The organism is Microbacterium sp. AC215, assembly GCF_979258645.1.
The window spans coordinates 200,189-219,286 of record NZ_OZ409869.1 but is presented as its reverse complement, the minus strand read 5'-3'; the positions used below and the strand labels follow the sequence as shown (position 1 = coordinate 219,286).

The following is a 19,098-nucleotide window of genomic DNA, read 5'->3' as shown; positions in this document are numbered from 1 at the left end:
GTCGACCCCGATGACGGAGACGCGACTGTGGTCGCGGGGATTCGGCCTCGCCGCCACACGGAGTCTGCAGACCCTCTCGGTGCTCGCCCTGGTCGCCATCGGCGTGCTGGTGATCACGCAGCTCTCTCTCGTGTTCATCCCCGTGACGATCGCGCTGATCCTCGCCTCGGCCATCCACCCGCTCGTCGCGTTCATGCGGCGTCGCGGAGTGCCGTCGATCCTCGCCACCTGGATCGCGCTGATCGGCATCCTCGCGATCCTCGGCGGCATCGTCTGGGTGATCGTGCTGACGGTCCGTTCCCAGTGGGACGATCTGATCGAGTCGGCCACCGACGGCGTGACGCAGGTGACGGCCTGGCTCGACACCCTGCCTTTCGACATCGCATCGATCGATCTCGACGAGGTGTGGGCAGGAGTCGGCGACTTCCTGACCAGCGCCTCGTTCGGACGCGGAGCTCTCGCGGGGGTCTCGGCCACTGCGAGCTTCTTCACGGGTCTCGCGCTGATGATCGTCGTGCTGTTCTTCTTCCTCAAGGACGGACCGCGCATCTGGGAGTTCCTGCTCCGTCCCTTCACCGGGAACAGCTATGAGCGTGCGCGCCGCATCGGCGACAAGACCGTCGACGTCTTCGGAGGCTACATCCGCGGCACGTCGATCGTCGCCGCCGCCGATGCTCTCGGCATCGGCATCGGCTTGGCGATCCTGCAGATCCCTCTTGCACTCCCCCTCGCCGTGATCGTCTTCCTGACGGCGTTCATCCCCCTGGTCGGCGCAACCGCCGCCGGGATCCTCGCGGCTCTCGTGGCGCTCGTCACGCACGGCCCGGTGGCAGCCCTCATCGTCGTCGGCATCGTCGTGCTCGTGAATCAGCTCGAGGGCAACTTCCTTCAGCCGGTCGTGATGGCCCGCTCCCTCAAGCTCCACGCTCTCGTGATCCTCCTCGCCCTGACCACGGGCACCATCCTCGGCGGCATCGTCGGCGCGGTGCTCTCGGTGCCGATCGCCGCTGTCGCCTGGGGCATCATCACGGTGTGGGACGGCCCGCACACCCCCGCGAAGCCGTTCCGCAAGAAGCGCCCCGAAACGGTGTGACACCGCCGACCCATCGAGTGCCGCAGAATCGTCGGACCGCCGGATACTCCTCCGGACCTCGGTCGTCAACCCACTCCCTGTCGGTGAACGCCCGACCTATCGTGGCGCGCACATCTCACGAGAGGAGTCGATGATGACCAACAACCCGATACCGCCGCTGGTCCCCCGCCCGGACGACGAAGGAGAGATCGACGGCGTGCCTCACCGCGACGTCGACGGCGAGCCCGTTCTCGACACGGATGCGGATGCCGACCAGGTCGACGGCGCCGCGGCCGACCGCCTGGCGTCGGAGAAGCCGCTGGGCGAGGACTCCTGAGTCCTCGCCCAGCACGCCCCTGCGCGGCAGGCCCCTCCCCGGGTCCTGCCGCGCAGCCTGTTCAGGTCGCGAGAAGAGGGGGCAGGTGCGGGATCGCGATGGGCCTCGTCGCCCGGCTCGAATCCTGCACTCGCGTCACCTCTTCGAGAACTTCGTAAGCGGTCGTGTATCGCACTGCCAGAGGCAGGTCGCGAAGCCACACGACCTCGACCTCGGTGTCCGCGTACTCGTAGACGCATGCCACCACGTGCCGCGGATCGTTCGTCTCGTATCGTCGGTCGTTGATCACCCACTCCGACGGTGTGACGCGATGCAGCACGTATCTAGGATCTGGATCTCCGGACATGTGATTCCCTCCAAGACTCTCTCCCCACTCAAGATCATCCCCGCTCCGACCGAAAGGTCACAGGGGCTTGACAGCTGAGACGAGAGACTTCAGGGGGTCACGCCCGAGGGCGGATGGTCAGATCGGTGAGAGCGGCGTCGTCCGGCAGGTCGAGCGCGGTGAGGATCGTCGTCGCGACGGAATCCGCCGTGATGAACCGCTCCGGGTCGTAATCCCGCCCTTCCTGCTGGTGCACTCGTTCCTGCATGGGGGTCGCGGTGCGTCCGGGGTAGATGGAGGTCACCCGCACACCATGCTCGCTCTCCTCGGCCCGCAATGCGTCGGCGAGAGCCTTGAGTCCGTGCTTCGATGCGGCATACGCCGACCAGCCGGCGTGCGCGTGCAATCCCGCACCGGAGTTGACGAAAACGATCCGAGCGCGAGAGACGCGCAGCACCGGCAGGAGCAGACGGGTGAGCTCGGCAGGCCCCACGAGGTTGACCGCGAGCTGGCGCTCCCAGAGATTCGCCGGAAGGTCGGCCACGGGTCCGAGGTCGACGACGCCCGCCGCGTGCACCAGCGAGTCGATGCGCTCGGGAAGCGCCTGCTTCGACAGTGCCCACGACAGCCTGCCGGGTTGCGCGAGGTCGCCGACGACGGCCGAGGCTCCAGGCAGCGTCGTGGTGATCTCCTTGGCTCGCCCGGCATCGCGGGCGAGCACCACGACCTGATCGCCCCGATCGAGGAGGCGGCGCGCGACGACCGCGCCGATGCCGGATCCGGCACCGGTGATCAGGTGGACGGTCACGTCAGTCGCGGTCTGCTGCGGCGGAGTCTGCGAGCTCGAACGGCACGACGGGGCAGTCCTTCCACAGACGCTCGAGGCCGTAGTAGACGCGCTCTTCCTGGTGGAAGACGTGGACGATCAGATCGCCGAAGTCGAGGAGAACCCATCGGGCCTCCGCGCGACCTTCGCGGCGGACCCGCTTGTGACCGGCTTCGATGAGCTTGTCCTCGATCTCATCGGCGATGGCGGCGACGTTGCGCTCGCTGTTTCCGGTGACGAGCAGGAAGATGTCGACGAGCGGCAGAGGCTCCGAGACGTTGAGCGCGACGAGATCCTCACCGCCCTTCGAGACGGCGGCGTCGGCCGCGAGCTGGAGCATCTCTTCGGCGGTTTCAGGTGACTGCATCAGAACACATTCGTGGTGAAGGCGACGATCAGGGACACGCCCAGCGCGAGCGCGAGACCACCCGCCACGATCGCGAGGATGAGCATGAGTTTGTTGCCCTTTTCGGGGGCGGGCGGGCGGATGACCTCGCCGGCGGGCTTGATGGTGCTGACGGCCGCGCTGGCGGCGATCGGCGTGGGCGAGGATGCCGGGGGCAGTTCGCCGTCGATGAGCACGGCGTCCACGTCCTTGCCGTCCGTGGTGCCGTGCGCGTGGCCCTGCGAACCGAGTCCCTTGGGAAGTTCGTAGGAACCGGTCACGAGGATCTCTCCCGTGGAGGCGACGGGGCCTGAGAGCGACCCCTGTCCCGGGGAGGGGTTGAAGATGAGGGTGTTCGGAGCGAGATGCTGGGAACCGGTCGAGTCGCCGACGGTCAGCAGCTCGTCGAAAGACGGCGAGAAGGGCTTCCGTGTCTCCGCGTCGTCGCTGAGCAGATCCTGACCGAAGGCGGAGTTGACGACGGGGCGCTCCCCGTCCGCGATGTCGTCGTCGGCGTCGTCCACATCCGCCAGAACGTCGCCTGCGTCGACCTCGTCGGTCGCTTCTGCATCGATTCCGAGCTCCGCGACGGCGGCACTCGTGTCGCCCGCGCCGGAGGTGACCGGCTCGCGGTCGTCGTCCGTCGTGTCGAGGTTCGTCGAGGCGCTGACCGGTGCGGGCAGATCCGCCGCAGCCGAGTCGTCGTCTTCCTGGTCATCGTCGTCAACGACATCGGAGTCGTGGACATCGGAGTCGTGGACATCGGAGGCGGGAGCCTCGGCCGCCTCAGCCGCGGGGACCTCGACGGGCGGAACCTCGTCGGTCGAGTCCGCATCATCCGCGTTGTCCGGCGCGTCGGACTCGTCAGCGTCGCCGATGGGAACGGATCCGGTCATGGAGCGTTCGCGCTCGCGAACCTGGCGCCGCGTCAGCGGCGTGTTCCCCGGCTCGGTCTCGCCGCGGTCGGCCGGTGCCGACGGTGCAGCGGGTTCGGTCTCGGCGGCGTAATGCTCCTCGGTCGGCGTTACGGCGGGCGGAGTCGCGACCGCGGCGGCTGCCGCAGCCTCCTCCGCTGAGATGACCGGTGTGGAGCCGGTCAACCGGATCTCACGCAACTGCTTTCGCGTCAGCGGACCCTGTTCCTGCCGATCCGATGTACTCATGCCTTGCTCCGATACAGATGATGCTTCGCGATGTATTGAACGACTCCGTCGGGGACGAGGTACCAGACCGGCTCGTCGTCACGGACCCGCGCCCGGCAGGCCGTCGACGAGATGGACAGCGCCGGCACCTCCAGTTGGCTGACGTTGTCGCTCGGGAGGCCGTCAGTGCTCAGGACGTGTCCTGGACGTGAGACCGCGACGAAGTGGGCCAACTCCCACAGTTCATCATGGTCCCTCCAACTGAGAATTTGCGCCACGGCATCGGCACCCGTGATGAAGAACAGCTCAGCGTCGGGCCGCTTCTCCTTCAGGTCGCGGAGGGTGTCGATCGTGTACGTCGGCCCTTCACGGTCGATATCGACTCTGCTCACCGTGAACTGCGGGTTGGACGCCGTCGCGATCACGGTCATCAGGTAGCGGTGCTCACTGGGGGTGACATCCGACTTCTGCCACGGGTGTCCGGTGGGCACGAAGACGACCTCGTCGAGATCGAAGGAGTGCGCGACCTCGCTCGCGGCGACCAGGTGCCCGTGGTGGATGGGGTCGAACGTGCCGCCCATCACACCGATGCGCGCCGGACGCGAGGTCGTGTCGTTCATATGGGCCTAGTGGCCGTGCCCTGCCTCGTGGCCGTCCTTGCCGTGCCTCGCAGCCCAGGCGTCAGCCTTGGCGGAGTGACGGTTGGCGACGTTCTTGTATGACAGCGTGACCAGGCCGAGGAAGGCGAAGACGATGATCGCGATGACGCCGAAGATCAGCGTCTCGAGCTGGACATTGCCGTGGTGCTCGGTTTCGGCAGCGACCATCGCGATCTGTGCGACGAGGTTCATCCTGACTCCGTTTCGTGGCTGGCGGGCGTGGCTCACGAAGAGCCACAGCGCCCCCTAGTCTAGCCCTCAGCCGCGCGTCTGCCCTGCCCCACGCGCCAGCCATTTCGTGCTGGTCAGCTCGGAAAGCCCCATCGGGCCCCTCGCGTGCAGCTTCTGCGTCGAGATCCCGACCTCGGCACCGAACCCGAACTCCCCGCCGTCGGTGAACCGCGTGGAGGTGTTCACCATCACGACCGCCGAGTCGACCTCGGCCAGGAACCGCTCCGCGTTGCGCGAATCCGTCGTGATGATCGACTCCGTATGGCCGGTGCTGTAGCGACGGATGTGGTCGAGAGCGTCATCGAGCGTGTCGACGACCTTGATCGCGATGTCGAGGCTCAGATACTCCGTCGCCCAGTCCTCCTCGGTCGCGGGGATCACGTTCGAGACGAGGCCGACCACCATGTCGTCGCCGTGAATGGCCACGCCCTCGCTCTGCAGCGCACTCGCGACCAGCGGGACGAGCCGTGGCGCGGCCTGACGGAGCACGAGGACCGTCTCGACCGCATTGCAGACGCTGGGGCGCTGCACCTTCGCGTTCACGACGATGTCCTGCGCCCAGTCGTCAGGGGCGCTCTCGTCGAGGACGATGTGCACGTTGCCGGCGCCGGTCTCGATCACGGGCACGGTCGCCTCGGTGACAACGGTCTCGATCAGCCCCGCACTGCCGCGAGGCACCAGCACGTCGATGTAACCCCGTCCGTGCATGAGGGCGGTGGCGCCGTCGCGACCGAAGTCGTCGACGGTCTGCACCGCCTCCGCGGTGACGCCTGCCTCCTCGAGTGCCTGGCGCATGATCTCGACGAGCACCGCGTTGGAGTCTCGCGCGGCGCTGCCACCGCGCAGGACCACGGAGTTCCCCGAGCGCAGCGCGAGCGCCGCGATGTCGACCGTGACGTTGGGGCGCGCCTCGTAGATCGCCCCGACCACCCCGAAGGGCACCCGCACCTGCTCGAGAGCGACGCCGTTCGGCATCCGGTGCCCTCCGACGACACGACCGACAGGGTCGGGAAGAGCCGCCACCTGACGGACCGCAGCGGCGAGGGAGGCGACGCGCTTCTCATCGAGGCGCAGTCGGTCGATGAGCGACTCGCCGATGCTGTCAGATCGACCGCGCTCGATGTCTCGGCCGTTGGCCTCGATGATCGCGGCCGCATTCCCCTCGAGAGCCACCGCGATGGCTTCGAGCGCGCGGGACTTGTCGTCGCTGGTCAGTCTGGCCGTGGCGCGGGACGCCTCTTTGGCACGCTCGAGCCGCACCTGCGGGGTCTGGTCGGTCATCCGCCCAGTCTAGGAGAGCGCGGGCTCGAACCAGGTCCCTATGTCGGCGCCCGTGAGGGCCTTGTCGACGAGGTCGGCGCTGGTCACGAGCACACCGATTCCGGACGCGGCCGCCAGTCGGGCGGCGGACACCTTCGTCGCCGCTCCCCCGGTGCCGACACTGTTGACGACCGTCGAGCCGAACTCGAGGCCTGAGAGATCGGCGTCCGGAGCGACGACGTCGATAGGCTCAGCGCTTGGGTCGGACGGCGGCTTGGTGTACAGCGACTCGATGTCGCTGAGCAGCACGAGCGCATCCGCCTCGATCAGCTGGGCCACGAGCGCGCCGAGGCGGTCGTTGTCGCCGAATCGGATCTCCTGCGTCGCGACCGTGTCGTTCTCGTTCACGATCGGCAGGATGCGAAGACCGAGAAGTCGCTCCATCGCCCGTCGCGCGTTGCTGCGCGAGGTCGGATTCTCGAGATCACCGGTCGTGAGCAGCACTTGTCCCGCGACGATGTCGAAAGGACGCAGCGACTCCTGGTAGCGGTACACGAGGATGTTCTGTCCGACGGCGGCTGCGGCCTGCTGAGTGGCCAGGTCCGTGGGGCGAGCATCGAGACGCAGGAACGGGATGCCCGTGGCGATCGCTCCGGAGGAGACGAGGATCACCTCGGCCCCGCGCGCGTGCGCTGCCGCCAGTGCCTCCACCAGAACGGGGATGCGCCAGGAGGACTCCCCGCTGATCGAGGAGGACCCGACCTTGACGACGATCCGTGAGGCTGTGGCGAGATCCGCCCTCGTGCGGGCGGTCACTCCCCGTCCTCGCGGTAGGCCGCGAGCCGCTGAGCCTCGACCTCGGCGCGAGCCTCGGCCTTGGCATCCATGCGCTCGTAGTAGTTCTCACGACGCTCGGAGGTGGTGCGACGCCCGTTGGGGGCGAGACGCGGGTCGGTGCCACGGGGTGCGGTCATCAGCTCGGCCGCAGACGTCATGGTGGGCTCCCAGTCGAAGACGATGCTGTCGCCCTCGCCGATGACGACCGTCGACCCCTGCACGGCACCGAGGCGGAAGAGCTCGTCCTCGACGCCCAGCTTCTCGAGACGGTCGGCGAGGTAGCCCACCGCCTCTTCGTTCTGGAAATCGGTCTGCTGGACCCAGCGCACCGGCTTCTCGCCGAGGATGCGGTAGACGTTGCCGTAGCTGCCGCCCTCGACGCGGATCTCGAAGCCCTTCTTCGGGCCACGCGGGCGAAGGATGACGCGCTCACGCGGGACCTCGGTCGCGGCGAGCTCGGCACGGTGCTGGTCGACGATCTCGCCGAGCGCGTAGGTCAGCGGGCGCAGACCCTCGTGCGAGATCGTGGAGATGTCGAAGACACGGAATCCGCGAGCCTCGAGGTCGGGGCGCACGAGGTCTGCGAGGTCGCGGGCCTCCGGCACGTCGATCTTGTTCAGGGCGATGAGCTGCGGGCGCTCGAGCAGAGGGGTCTGCCCCTCGGGAACCTCGTATGCGGCGAGCTCCCCCAGGATGACATCGAGGTCGGAGATCGGGTCGCGACCGGGCTCGAGCGTTGCGCAGTCGAGCACGTGAAGCAGTGCGGTGCAGCGCTCGACGTGACGGAGGAACTCCAGTCCGAGACCGCGTCCCTCGCTCGCTCCTTCGATGAGTCCGGGGACGTCAGCGACCGTGTATCGCGAGTCCCCTGCCTGCACGACACCGAGATTGGGGTGCAGCGTGGTGAAGGGGTAGTCGGCGATCTTGGGGCGTGCGGCCGAGATCGCGCCGATCAGGCTGGACTTGCCCGCCGAGGGGTAGCCGACCAGAGCGACGTCTGCGACGGTCTTGAGCTCGAGGATGACATCGCCCTCGTACCCGGGGGTCCCGAGCAGCGCGAACCCGGGAGCCTTGCGCTTCGGGGTGGCGAGTGCGGCGTTGCCGAGTCCGCCATGCCCGCCCTTGGCGACGACGTAGCGCTCACCGGGCTCGATCATGTCGATGAGCACCTCGCCGGCCGGGTTCTTCACCACGGTGCCGACGGGAACGGGAAGCTCGAGATCCTCGCCCATGAACCCCGCACGGTGGTCGCCCATTCCGGGGCCGCCGTTTCCGGAGCTGCGATGCGGAGAGTGGTGGTACGAGAGGAGCGTTCCCGTCTGCGTGTCGGCGACGAGCACGACGTCGCCGCCATCACCGCCGTTGCCGCCGTCGGGGCCGCCGAGCGGCTTGAACTTCTCGCGGTGCACCGAGACACAGCCGTTGCCGCCCTTGCCCGCGCGCAGATGCAGCGTCACGGTGTCGACGAAGCTGACCATGTCTCTCTCCTCAATTGATGCGGCCTGAGATGTGGACTCGGCCGGAAACGCAGATTCGGGACGGGCCGAAGCCCGCCCCGAATCGGATGACTAGTGTCGTGCTGTGATCACTCAGCAGCGGCGACGATGTTGACGACCTTGCGGCCGCCCTTCGCGCCGAACTGGACCGCACCGGCGGCCAGAGCGAACAGAGTGTCGTCGCCACCACGGCCGACGTTCACGCCGGGGTGGAAGTGCGTGCCGCGCTGGCGGACGATGATCTCGCCGGCGAGAACCTGCTGTCCACCGAAGCGCTTGACGCCAAGTCGCTGAGCGTTGGAGTCACGACCGTTACGGGTGGAGCTTGCGCCCTTTTTATGTGCCATGTCCTGGTCTCCTCGGTCTTTACTTGATGCCGGTGATCTTGACGCGCGTGAGCTCCTGGCGGTGGCCCTGACGCTTCTTGTAGCCGGTCTTGTTCTTGTACTTCTGGATGATGATCTTCGGGCCGCGGAGGTTGCCGATGACCTCTGCCGTGACCTTGACCTTCGCCAGCGAATCAGCGTCGGTGGTCACCGAGGCGCCGTCGACGAGCAGCACTGCGGCCAGCTCGATCTTCTCGCCCTGTGCAGCCTTGACACGGTCGAGCTGAACGATCGTGCCGACCTCGACCTTCTCCTGCCGCCCACCGGCGCGCACTACTGCGTAAACCACTTCATACCTGTTTCGTTGGGGAGCTCGCGGCTCCGAGATCTCACGGGAAGACTGTTGCTTGCATGCATCGCGGGGCGACGGGCACGAACGCAAGACTCTCCGCTCCGACCGTCCAGGACGACGCGGCATACGCACCAAGGGACTACTTTACCGGATGCGGGACACTGTGGCAAAACGTGCCGCCCGGTGTGTCCGGTCATAGGCTGAAGGGATGACCGTTCTCGTCGATGACCCCCTGTGGCCTGCGCACGGGCGCCTGTGGGCTCATCTCGTCAGCGATGACACCCTGCAGGAGCTGCACGACTTCGCGAGGGCGCATGACGTGCCCGCGCGCGCGTTCGATCTCGACCACTACGACGTTCCGGAAGAGATCATCCCCCGGCTCCTCGCCGCCGGCGCACAGCATGTCGGCGGCAAGGAGCTGGTCAGGCGGCTGATCGCCTCAGGACTCCGAATCCCCGCTCGCGACCGGCGCTGACGGCTCGGAGTTCACCGAGACGGGCGTGCCTGTGAGGGCAGCCGTCGAGACGCGGCGACGACCGCGACCCTGACCGGGCGCCTTCGGCTCGGGAAGAGCATCGAGCACCGAATCGAGCAGCGCCTCCGCCGGGGACTTCGGCGACGACTTGCGGTCGGATCCACGCTTCTTGCGAGGCTTCTTGGCGCGCTCCTGCGGTGCGGTCGCTTCCGTCGGCTCAGCCACGGGAGCGACGGCCTCTGCCGGCTCGTCGGCATTCGGAGTGCGCGTCGAGGCTGCGATCTGCGCGAGTGCCGACTTCGCTCCCTCGGGGATGCTGTGCGTCGTCACCGCGGCCGGAGCAGCGCTCTGAGACTGACCGTTGCCGCCGCGCTGGCGACGGTTGGACTGAGAGCTGCCGTTCCCGTTGCCGTTGCCGTTCCCGTTGCTGCTGGAGCGGTGCTTGACGACGGGGTCGTGGTGGACGATGACGCCGCGGCCGGCGCATACGTCGCACGCCTCGCTGAACGTCTCGAGCAGGCCGAGGCCCAGCTTCTTGCGGGTCATCTGCACGAGGCCGAGCGAGGTGACCTCGGCGACCTGGTGCTTCGTCCGGTCCCGGCTGAGGCACTCGATCAGGCGACGCAGAACCAGGTCGCGATTGGACTCGAGCACCATGTCGATGAAGTCGACGACGATGATGCCGCCGATGTCACGCAGCCTCAGCTGGCGGACGATCTCCTCGGCCGCCTCGAGGTTGTTCTTGGTGACGGTCTCCTCGAGGTTTCCGCCCGAGCCGACGAACTTGCCGGTGTTCACGTCGACGACGGTCATCGCCTCGGTGCGGTCGATGACCAGCGAACCACCCGAGGGCAGCCACACCTTGCGGTCGAGCGCCTTCTCGATCTGCTCCGTGATCCGGAAAGCGTCGAACGGGTCGGTCTCGTCCTCATACGACTCGACGCGCTCGAGGAGGTCGGGTGCGACGCTCTCGAGGTAGGCGCGGATCGTGCGCTGCGCGTCCTCGCCCTGGATGAGCATCTTCGTGAAGTCCTCGTTGAAGACGTCGCGGACGATCTTGACGAGGAGGTCGGGCTCGGCGTGCAGCAGTGCGGGTGCCTGCTGGTTCTCGACCTGCTTGCGGATGTGCTCCCACTGACTGGTGAGCCGCTGGACGTCACGCGTGAGCTGGTCCTCGGTGGCGCCTTCGGCCGCCGTGCGGACGATCACGCCGGAGGATTCGGGCAGGACCTCCTTGAGGATGCGCTTCAGGCGCGTGCGCTCGTTGTCGGGAAGCTTGCGGCTGATGCCGTTCATCGATCCGCCCGGCACGTACACGAGGTAGCGGCCCGGGAGCGAGATCTGGCTGGTCAGACGCGCGCCCTTGTGGCCCACCGGATCCTTGGTGACCTGCACGAGGACGCGGTCGCCCGCCTTCAGCGCGAGCTCGATGCGGCGCGGCTGGTTGCCGGTCTCGACGCCGTCCCAGTCGACCTCACCGGAGTACAGCACGGCGTTGCGGCCGCGGCCGATGTCGACGAACGCCGCCTCCATGCTCGGCAGCACGTTCTGCACGCGACCGAGGTAGACGTTGCCGATCAGCGATGCGTCCTGGTTGCGAGCGACGTAGTGCTCGACGAGCACGCCGTCTTCGAGGACGCCGATCTGCGTGCGGCCGTTCTTGGAGCGGACGACCATCTTGCGGTCGACCGACTCGCGACGCGCGAGGAACTCCGCCTCGGTCACGACCGGGCGACGACGACCTGCGTCACGTCCGTCGCGGCGGCGCTGCTTCTTCGCCTCCAGGCGCGTGGAGCCCTTGATGGCCTTCGGCTCGGTGATGTACTCCACGACGCGCTGACGGGGCTGGCGCGGTTCATCGCGCTGCTCCCGCGGCTCACGCTGATCGCGAGTGTCGAGGTCGTCCGAACCGCCGCGACGACGGCGGCCGCGACGACCGGCCGGCTCGTCCTGCTCGCGGTCGGCGATGCGGTCGAACACACGCTCGCGACCCGTGCGCGCAGGAAGCGGCAGGACCTCGGGTGCGTAGAAGTGCAGCTGGGTCGAGACCTGCGAGACGAAGACCTCGGGGAGCAGCCCCAGCGAGACGGCGGTGAGGGGCTTGGGCTCCTCCGGCTTTTCGGGTGCGGTCTCGGCAGCGGGCTTCTCGGCAGCGGGCTGCTCGGGTGCGGCATCGACAGCGGGCTGCTCTGCAGCGGCGTCGGGCGCGTCCTGCGACGGAGCCTCCGCAGCCGGGGCATCCTCAGCCGGGGCGTCCTCTGCCGGGGCATCCTCGACGGGAGCCTCTTTAGCAGGAGTGTCCTCAGCAGGAGCCTCCTCAGCAGGAGCCTCCTCAGCAGGAGCCTCCTCAGCAGGAGCATCCTCAGCAGGAGCATCCTCAGCAGGAGCATCCTCAGCAGGAGCCTCCTCAGCGGGAGCCTCCTCCGCAGGAGTCTCCTCGGCCGAGGCGGTCTCGCTCGTCGAACCCTCGCCGTCGTCCGGAGCGTGGGATGCGACAGCCTCCGGAGCGTCGGCGACTACCTCTGCGGGCGCGTCAGCATCCGCAGTGAAGTCGAGGGTAGGGGCGTCGTAGTCATTGTTCTCATCGGCCATCTCTGGCTTGCTCCTCGCGCGGACACTTCGTGTTCCGCTAACTCTCATGCGACACCCGCAGGTGTCGCGAACTCATTCGGTGTGCGACCGGCCCATGGCTCTGATCACGAGGGGCATACGGCCCCGAAGTCTGCGTCGATGCGCGCCACGACGGGGTCGAGCGATGCATCACAGGCCATTATCGCACCAAGTGCCCCGGTTCGCGGCATCCTCGCGACTCCGGGTCGTTTTCTCCGGCGCGCTCACGCCCGATACATAGCGATCGCTGAGAGAATCCACACATGAGCGAGCAGCGCACCCGCCCCGTCGTCTATGCCGTGTGGTTGATCATCGCGAGCGTCATCGGCTGGTTCGCCGCCTTCCAGCTGACGGTCGAGAAGTTCGTGCTTCTGGAGAACCCGACCGATGCGCTCGCCTGCGATGTGAGCCCCTTCATCCAGTGCAGCAAGAACCTCGGGTCCTGGCAGGGTGAGATCTTCGGCTTCCCCAACCCGCTGCTCGGACTGACCGGGTGGATGGCCCCGTTGGTGATCGGCGTCGCGATCCTCGCCGGGGCGAGGTTCCCGCGGTGGTTCTGGGCGGCCTTCGGCGCGGGGATCACCTTCGCCTTCGGACTCGTCTGCTGGCTCATCGGCCAGAGCCTTTACGCCGCGAACCTCGGGGTTCTGTGCCCGTGGTGCATGGTGACGTGGGCAGTGACCATCCCGACCTTCTTCGCGACGATGCTGCATCTGACCCGCAACGGCACCTTCACACGGAACGAGAAGATCCGGGAACGCGCCGACAAGCTGATGGTCTGGGTTCCGCTGGCCACCATCCTGGCCTACGCGGTCATCATCATGATGGCGCAGCTGCAGGGCCTGGACTTCCTCGGCGAGATGGCGCGCATCATCTTCTGACCCCGCCCGGACATGACGAAGCCCGCCGCGCGATCTCGTGCGGCGGGCTTCGTCGTGTGCGGATCGGTCAGTCGAACCAGATGCCGAGCTCGCGTGCGGCCGACTCGGGGCTGTCCGAGCCGTGCACGAGGTTCTGCTGCACTTTGAGACCCCAGTCGCGGCCGAAGTCGCCACGGATCGTGCCGGGCGCGGCGGTGGTGGGGTCGGTCGTGCCGGCGAGCGAGCGGAAGCCCTCGATCACACGGTTGCCGGCGAGGCGGATGGCGACCGACGGGCCCGAGAGCATGAACTCCAGGAGCGGCTCGTAGAAGGGCTTGCCCTCATGCTCCGCGTAGTGCTCGGCGAGCAGGTCGCGGTCGGGCTCGACCAGGCGGATGTCGACGAGGGCGTAGCCCTTCGCTTCGATGCGCGCCAGGATCGTGCCGGTGAGGCCGCGGGCGACACCATCGGGCTTGACGAGGACGAGGGTTTCTTCGGTGGCCATGTCATTCACTCTCTGTCTGAGTCTCAGTCGTGGGCCCGTCGGGACGTCGTGCGTCCAATCGGGCCCCCATGATCGTCGCATACCCCCACATGCCGCCGAAAACCACGACGACGAGCAGGATCGCGGGGACCAGGATAGCCGCCAGAGCGATGACGACCTGCAGGACCCAGCCCGCCGTGATCGCCCACGGCTTCGTGATCATGCCGGCGAGGGCGAGGCAGGCGAGCCCGACGACGGCGCCGCCGACGATCCCCCACCATTGCGGGATGCCCGCGGGCAGCGTCTTCAGACCGAAGACCGTGAGCCCCGCGAGGAAGACGACGATGGACTCGAAACCGAGCACGATCGGCGCCAGCTTCTGCACCAGAGTGCGTGGGGGACGCGGCGGACGGGCCGGGCGGGATGCGGCGGTCACGCGCGCCATCCCGACTTCCAGTCCTCTTCCTCGGCGAGAGCGATCGCCTCGCCGGCGAGCACGACCGAGCCGGCGATCACGACGGCCCGGCGATCCGATGACGCCGCCCACTCGCGCGCGGCGTCCGCTGCCTCGGCGAGCGTCGGGTGCACCGTCGCACGCTGTCCCGTCGACTCGACGAGATCGGCGATGAGATCCGCGTCGCTCGCACGGTCGGACTCGGGCGCCGTGGCGAACACATGGGCCGCCGCGGGTGCGAGCTTCGAGACGATACCGGCGGCATCCTTGTCAGCGAGCACGCCGAGCACCACACCCCACTCGTCGAAGTCGAAGCTGTCATCCATCGCCTGCACGAGCGCGGCTGCGCCGTGCGGGTTGTGCGCAGCATCCACGATCACCGTGGGAGCGACGCCCAACAGCTGAAGTCGCCCCGGCGAGGTCGAGCCCTGCAGGCCCTCCGAGATGATGTCGGCGGCGATCGGCTGCTGCGCCCCGCCGATGAGCGACTCCACGGCTGCGACCGCGAGGGCCGCGTTGTGTCCCTGGTGCGCTCCGTACTGGGGCAGGTACTCCTCGACATACGCTCCGGCGAGACCGCGGATGGTCAGCAGCTGTCCCCCGACGGCGAGCTTCTGCTCGGCGAGCCCGAACTCCTCGCCTTCGAAGGCGATCGTGGCGTTCTTCTCAGCAGCGACACGGCGCAGCACCTCGGCGGCCTCCGCCGGCTGCTGGGCCGACACGACGGCAGCGCCCTCCTTGATGATTCCCGCCTTCACGGTCGCGATCTCGGCGATCGTGCCGCCGAGACGATCGGCATGGTCGATGTCGATGGGCGCGAACACCGCCACATCACCGTCGGCCGTGTTGGTCGAGTCCCACTCGCCGCCCATTCCCACTTCGAGGACGAGCACGTCGACCGGGGCATCCGCCACCGCCACGAAGGCGAGCACGGTGAGCAGCTCGAAGAACGTGAGCGGCTCCTCACCCGCTGCCTCGAGCTCGGCGTCGACGATCTCGACGAACGGTTCGATCTCGTTCCAGGCGTCGACGACGGCGGCATCCTCGATCGGCTCTCCATCGATCACGATGCGCTCGGTGAAGCGCTCGAGGTGCGGACTGGTGAAGAGGCCCGTGCGCAGCCCGTGCGCGCGCAGCAGGGTCTCGATCATGCGAGCGGTCGAGGTCTTGCCGTTCGTACCCGTGATGTGGACGACGCGATACGTGCGCTGCGGATCGTCGAGATACGCGAGGATGCGCGCCGTGCGCTCCTTGCGCGGCTGCACCCAGCGCTCCCCTGCACGACTCAGCAGCTTGTCGTAGACGGCATCGGCCTTGTCGCGTGCGCTCATGCGGCGGGCTCCTTCGTCGTGACGTCGATCGTGACGATGATCGGGCGCTTGTCGGCGCCCAGGGCGGTCGCACCACTGCGGAAGACGCCGTCACCGGGGCTGGTGACCTCCTGCACGAGGGTGTCCATGTCGTCGGTCGCCTGCACCGCGAACGCGACGGCCAGGGTCTCCCCCGCGATCAGGTCCGCATGCGCCTGCAGCGCCTCGGCATCGGCCGGGCCCACGTTCAGTGCCAGAACGATGCGGTCGCTCACATCGAGGTCCGCATTCTTGCGGGCCTCCTGCACGACGCGGATGGCGTCTCTCGCCAGTCCCTCGGCTTCGAGCTCAGGAGTGGTCGTCGTGTCGAGCAGCACGAATCCGCCGCTCGGCACGATCGCGAGCGCCTCCCCCTCGGGCCGGCCGGTGGTCTCGAGCACGAGGTCGTACTCGCTCGGCTCGAGCACGATGCCGCCCGCGGTCACGACGCCGTCGACCTCCGACCAGTCGCCGGACTTCGCGGCCTTGATCACCGTCTGCACGTTCTTGCCCAGGCGCGGACCCGCCGCACGGGCGTTCACGCTCAGCCGGTGGCTGATCCCGTATCCGCCGGCGGTCGTGTCCGACTGCTGGACGAGCTCGACCGACTTGACGTTGAGCTCCTCGCGCAGGATGTCCTCGAACTGGCCGAGCGTGGCCGCCAGAGGTGACACCACCGTGAGGCGTGCGAGTGGCAGCCGCACACGGAGCTTCTCCTTCTTGCGCAGCGCGTTGCCGACGCTCGACAGCTCGCGAACGGCATCCATCGCGTCGCGGATCTCGTCCGCCGCGGGGAACGCGGTGTCATCCGGCCAGTCCTGCAGGTGCACGCTGCGTCCGCCCGTGAGCCCCTGCCACACGCGCTCGCTGATGAGCGGCACGAGAGGCGCCGCGACCCGGGTCAGCGTCTCGAGCACCGAGTAGAGCGTGTCGAAGGCATCTGTGCTCGACCCCTCCCAGAACCGGTCGCGCGAGCGACGGATGTACCAGTTGGTGAGCACCTCGGCGAAGTCGCGCAGACGCGCGGACGCGGTCGTGGAGTCGAGACCCTCGAGGTCCGCACGCACCTCGCGCACCAGGTCGCCGAGACGAGCAAGGATGTAGCGGTCGAGGACGTCGGTCGAATCAGTGCGCCAGGTCGCCTCGTATCCGCCGGGCTTCGCCGCGTTGGCATACGTCGCGAAGAAGTACCACGAGTTCCACAGCGGGAGCAGGAACTCGCGCACGCCCGAGCGGATGCCCTCTTCGGTCACTGCGAGGTTGCCGCCGCGCAGCACCGAGCTCGACATGAGGAACCAGCGCATCGCGTCTGACCCGTCGCGGTCGAGCACCTCGGAGACGTCCGGATAGTTGCGCAGCGACTTCGACATCTTGTAGCCGTCGTTGCCCAGGACGATGCCGTGGCAGCTGACGCCCGTGAACGCCGGTCGATCGAACAGCGCCGTCGAGAGCACGTGCATGACGTAGAACCAGCCACGCGTCTGCCCGATGTACTCGACGATGAAGTCGGCGGGCGCATGCGTGTCGAACCACTCCTGGTTCTCGAACGGATAGTGCACCTGCGCGTACGGCATCGAGCCGGAGTCGAACCACACGTCGAAGACGTCCTCGATGCGGCGCATCGTGCTCCGGCCGGTCGGGTCATCGGGGTTCGGACGGGTGAGGTCGTCGATGTACGGACGGTGCAGGTCGATCTCGCCCTCGGGGTTGCGCGGGAGCGTGCCGAAGTCGCGCTCCATCTCCTCGAGCGAGCCGTAGGCGTCGACGCGCGGGTACTCGGGGTCGTCGCTCTTCCAGATCGGGATCGGCGAGCCCCAGTAGCGGTTGCGGCTGATCGACCAGTCGCGCGCGCCTTCGAGCCACTTGCCGAACTGGCCGTGCTTCACGTTCTCGGGCACCCAGGTGATCTGCTCGTTGTTCGCGAGCAGGTCGTCCTTGATGTCGGTGACGCGGATGAACCAGCTGGACACGGCCTTGTAGATCAGGGGATTCCGGCACCGCCAGCAGTGCGGGTACGAGTGCACGTAGCTCTGCTCGCGCAGGAGGCGCCCCTCGGTGCGCAGCAGGCGGATGAGCGGCGTGTTCGCGTCCATCCACAGCTGCCCGGCGACGTCGGTGACGTTCGGCAGGAATCGTCCGCCATCGTCGAGCGACAGGATCGTCGGGATGCCGGCAGCACCGGCCACCCGCTGGTCGTCCTCACCGTAGGCAGGAGCCTGGTGGACGATGCCGGTGCCGTCGCTGACCGTGACGTAGTCGTCGACGAGGATGCGCCAGGCGTTCTCCGTGCCGTAGGTCTCGGCGTCGGCGTAGTAGTCGAAGAGCCGGTCGTAGGTGACGCCCTCGAGCTCGGCTCCGCGCACCGTCGCGTCGACCGCGGCGAGCGCCTCGTCGAGGCTCTCGTATCCGAGCTCCTTGACGTAGCCGCCGAGCAACTCACGCGCCAGAAGGTAGCGGTGGGCCGAGGCCTCGACGGCGGCATCCGTCGTTCCCGCGACCTGGTGCACGTCGGCAGCTCCTCCGGGACCGGCGGGCAGCACGACGTACTCGATGTCGGGGCCGACGGCGAGCGCGAGGTTGGTGGGGAGGGTCCAGGGGGTGGTCGTCCAGGCGAGTGCCCGCACGGCCGTGAGACCGAGGGCCTCAGCCTTCGCACCGGTCAGCGGGAACGTGACGGTGACCGACGGGTCCTGACGGTTCTGGTACACGTCGTCGTCCATGCGCAGCTCGTGCGCCGACAGCGGGGTCTCGTCGCGCCAGCAGTACGGCAGCACGCGGTATCCCTCATAGGCGAGTCCCTTGTCGAACAGGGTCTTGAACGCCCAGAGCACGCTCTCCATGTAACCGAGGTCGAGCGTCTTGTATCCGCGCTCGAAGTCGACCCAGCGAGCCTGACGAGTGACGTAGTCCTGCCACTCATGCGTGTACTTGAGCACCGAGTCCTTCGCCTTCGCGTTGAAGACGTCGATGCCCATCTCCTCGATCTGGCTCTTCTCGGTGATGCCGAGCTGCTTCATGGCCTCGAGCTCGGCGGGCAGACCGTGGGTGTCCCAGCCGAAGACACGATCGACCTTCTTGCCGATCATGGTCTGGAATCGCGGGAAGACGTCCTTGGCGTAGCCCGTGAGCAGGTGCCCGTAGTGCGGCAGGCCGTTGGCGAACGGCGGGCCGTCGTAGAAGACCCACTCGTCTTCGCCCTCGCGCTGCTCGATCGAGGCGCGGAAGGTCTGATCGGTCTCCCAGAAGTCGAGCACCTCGCGCTCGATCTGAGGGAACCGAGGGCTCGGGGCGACGGAGGCAGCCTGGTCGGCGGCGGGGCCGAAGGAGGAACGCGGGTAGGTCATGTCGTCTCGCAGGAGTCGTGGCGGATGCTGCTGCGAGGACGATCCGTCCGGCTTGTCGTTCCGGGGACCGCGGTACCACCTCGCGTGCCGCGCCTCACGGCGGAGCCACTCTCACTGCGGCTGTGACGGGCCTGCCCCGCTCGGTTCTACTGAGTCCGCCCTCGCGAGCCGACCGTTCTTCCGAGAGCTCCCCGGTGATGTCCGGATCACAGCTCTTGTCTCCCATTGTACGCGCGGTGCGGCGCGTGCGCCTCCTGCCTCCTGAGCGCGGCCG

General features: G+C 67.8%; 21 protein-coding genes. 5 read left to right on the top strand and 16 right to left on the bottom strand.

Annotation, left to right across the window (positions count from 1 at the left end; all coding sequences use genetic code 11):
- Positions 1-10 precede the first annotated feature (10 nt).
- Both ACZZZF_RS01185 and ACZZZF_RS01180 read left to right on the top strand, forming a co-directional pair.
- Complete coding sequence (locus tag ACZZZF_RS01185; RefSeq protein WP_230100734.1) at positions 11-1,093, top strand: AI-2E family transporter; 1,083 nt, start codon at positions 11-13, stop codon at positions 1,091-1,093.
- 133 nt (positions 1,094-1,226) lie between these two features.
- On the top strand, positions 1,227-1,409 hold the full coding sequence (locus ACZZZF_RS01180; protein WP_053099155.1) for a hypothetical protein: 183 nt from the start codon (positions 1,227-1,229) through the stop codon (positions 1,407-1,409).
- A gap of 61 nt (positions 1,410-1,470) precedes the next feature.
- On the opposite strand, the gene ACZZZF_RS01175 is transcribed toward ACZZZF_RS01180, so the two are convergent.
- The 11 genes from ACZZZF_RS01175 to rplU all read right to left on the bottom strand — a co-directional run bounded on the left by ACZZZF_RS01175 (position 1,471) and on the right by rplU (position 9,245).
- Positions 1,471-1,755 (bottom strand): hypothetical protein, encoded by a 285-nt coding sequence (locus ACZZZF_RS01175; protein WP_053096570.1) that lies wholly within the window; start codon positions 1,753-1,755, stop codon positions 1,471-1,473.
- Between the two features lie 97 nt (positions 1,756-1,852).
- Entirely contained in the window at positions 1,853-2,542 is a 690-nt protein-coding gene (locus ACZZZF_RS01170) for an SDR family oxidoreductase (RefSeq protein ID WP_431739026.1), read from the bottom strand.
- 1 nt (position 2,543) lies between these two features.
- A complete protein-coding gene (gene rsfS, locus ACZZZF_RS01165; RefSeq protein ID WP_042537705.1) occupies positions 2,544-2,927 on the bottom strand; it encodes a ribosome silencing factor in 384 nt (127 codons plus the stop codon).
- Positions 2,927-4,108 carry a hypothetical protein gene (locus tag ACZZZF_RS01160; protein ID WP_463496727.1) on the bottom strand — a complete coding sequence of 394 codons (1,182 nt, stop codon included), beginning with the start codon at positions 4,106-4,108 and terminating at the stop codon, positions 2,927-2,929. The genes rsfS and ACZZZF_RS01160 overlap by 1 nt, the downstream gene beginning before the upstream one ends.
- Positions 4,105-4,707: a nicotinate-nucleotide adenylyltransferase gene (gene nadD, locus ACZZZF_RS01155; protein ID WP_053096575.1), complete on the bottom strand. Its 603-nt coding sequence runs from the start codon at positions 4,705-4,707 to the stop codon at positions 4,105-4,107. The genes ACZZZF_RS01160 and nadD overlap by 4 nt, the downstream gene beginning before the upstream one ends.
- Before the next feature lie 6 nt (positions 4,708-4,713).
- Positions 4,714-4,938 carry a hypothetical protein gene (locus ACZZZF_RS01150; protein ID WP_053096577.1) on the bottom strand — a complete coding sequence of 75 codons (225 nt, stop codon included), beginning with the start codon at positions 4,936-4,938 and terminating at the stop codon, positions 4,714-4,716.
- A 66-nt stretch (positions 4,939-5,004) separates the two neighbouring features.
- The gene (locus ACZZZF_RS01145) at positions 5,005-6,258 is read right to left on the bottom strand and encodes a glutamate-5-semialdehyde dehydrogenase (protein ID WP_463496725.1); all 1,254 of its coding nucleotides are present in this window, start codon (positions 6,256-6,258) and stop codon (positions 5,005-5,007) included.
- A 9-nt stretch (positions 6,259-6,267) separates the two neighbouring features.
- Positions 6,268-7,053, bottom strand: coding sequence for a glutamate 5-kinase (gene proB / locus ACZZZF_RS01140; protein ID WP_463496724.1), 786 nt, complete (start codon positions 7,051-7,053; stop codon positions 6,268-6,270).
- Positions 7,050-8,552 (bottom strand): GTPase ObgE, encoded by a 1,503-nt coding sequence (gene obgE, locus ACZZZF_RS01135; RefSeq protein ID WP_053096582.1) that lies wholly within the window; start codon positions 8,550-8,552, stop codon positions 7,050-7,052. The genes proB and obgE overlap by 4 nt, the downstream gene beginning before the upstream one ends.
- A gap of 107 nt (positions 8,553-8,659) precedes the next feature.
- Entirely contained in the window at positions 8,660-8,917 is a 258-nt protein-coding gene (gene rpmA / locus ACZZZF_RS01130; RefSeq protein WP_028501603.1) for a 50S ribosomal protein L27, read from the bottom strand.
- Between the two features lie 19 nt (positions 8,918-8,936).
- Positions 8,937-9,245, bottom strand: a complete 309-nt coding sequence (rplU, locus tag ACZZZF_RS01125; RefSeq protein ID WP_072591411.1) for a 50S ribosomal protein L21 — start codon at positions 9,243-9,245, stop codon at positions 8,937-8,939.
- A gap of 211 nt (positions 9,246-9,456) precedes the next feature.
- On the opposite strand from rplU, the gene ACZZZF_RS01120 reads away from it, so the two are divergent.
- The gene (locus ACZZZF_RS01120) at positions 9,457-9,723 is read left to right on the top strand and encodes a DUF4031 domain-containing protein (protein WP_053096584.1); all 267 of its coding nucleotides are present in this window, start codon (positions 9,457-9,459) and stop codon (positions 9,721-9,723) included.
- Here ACZZZF_RS01120 and ACZZZF_RS01115 read toward each other — a convergent pair.
- Positions 9,688-11,760, bottom strand: coding sequence for an Rne/Rng family ribonuclease (locus ACZZZF_RS01115; RefSeq protein WP_463499899.1), 2,073 nt, complete (start codon positions 11,758-11,760; stop codon positions 9,688-9,690). The two genes, ACZZZF_RS01120 and ACZZZF_RS01115, sit on opposite strands and share 36 nt — an antisense overlap.
- Here ACZZZF_RS01115 and ACZZZF_RS01110 point away from each other — a divergent pair.
- Together ACZZZF_RS01110 and ACZZZF_RS01105 are read left to right on the top strand one after the other, a co-directional pair.
- Positions 11,755-12,600, top strand: a complete 846-nt coding sequence (locus tag ACZZZF_RS01110) for a pentapeptide repeat-containing protein (RefSeq protein ID WP_463499897.1) — start codon at positions 11,755-11,757, stop codon at positions 12,598-12,600. The two genes, ACZZZF_RS01115 and ACZZZF_RS01110, sit on opposite strands and share 6 nt — an antisense overlap.
- Positions 12,597-13,214, top strand: a complete 618-nt coding sequence (locus ACZZZF_RS01105) for a vitamin K epoxide reductase family protein (RefSeq protein WP_463496722.1) — start codon at positions 12,597-12,599, stop codon at positions 13,212-13,214. Before ACZZZF_RS01110 ends, ACZZZF_RS01105 begins: the two co-directional genes overlap by 4 nt.
- A 67-nt stretch (positions 13,215-13,281) precedes the next feature.
- Here ACZZZF_RS01105 and ndk read toward each other — a convergent pair whose 3' ends face one another.
- From ndk to ileS, 4 genes are read right to left on the bottom strand one after another with little or no spacing between them, the layout of a single operon-like run.
- A complete protein-coding gene (gene ndk, locus ACZZZF_RS01100) occupies positions 13,282-13,698 on the bottom strand; it encodes a nucleoside-diphosphate kinase (RefSeq protein ID WP_029261664.1) in 417 nt (138 codons plus the stop codon).
- Position 13,699: 1 nt separating this feature from the next.
- The gene (locus tag ACZZZF_RS01095; RefSeq protein WP_053096593.1) at positions 13,700-14,122 is read right to left on the bottom strand and encodes a DUF4233 domain-containing protein; all 423 of its coding nucleotides are present in this window, start codon (positions 14,120-14,122) and stop codon (positions 13,700-13,702) included.
- Positions 14,110-15,462: a bifunctional folylpolyglutamate synthase/dihydrofolate synthase gene (locus ACZZZF_RS01090; RefSeq protein ID WP_463496720.1), complete on the bottom strand. Its 1,353-nt coding sequence runs from the start codon at positions 15,460-15,462 to the stop codon at positions 14,110-14,112. The genes ACZZZF_RS01095 and ACZZZF_RS01090 overlap by 13 nt, the downstream gene beginning before the upstream one ends.
- Positions 15,459-18,824 (bottom strand): isoleucine--tRNA ligase, encoded by a 3,366-nt coding sequence (gene ileS, locus ACZZZF_RS01085; protein WP_463496718.1) that lies wholly within the window; start codon positions 18,822-18,824, stop codon positions 15,459-15,461. Before ileS ends, ACZZZF_RS01090 begins: the two co-directional genes overlap by 4 nt.
- Positions 18,825-19,098 lie beyond the last annotated feature (274 nt).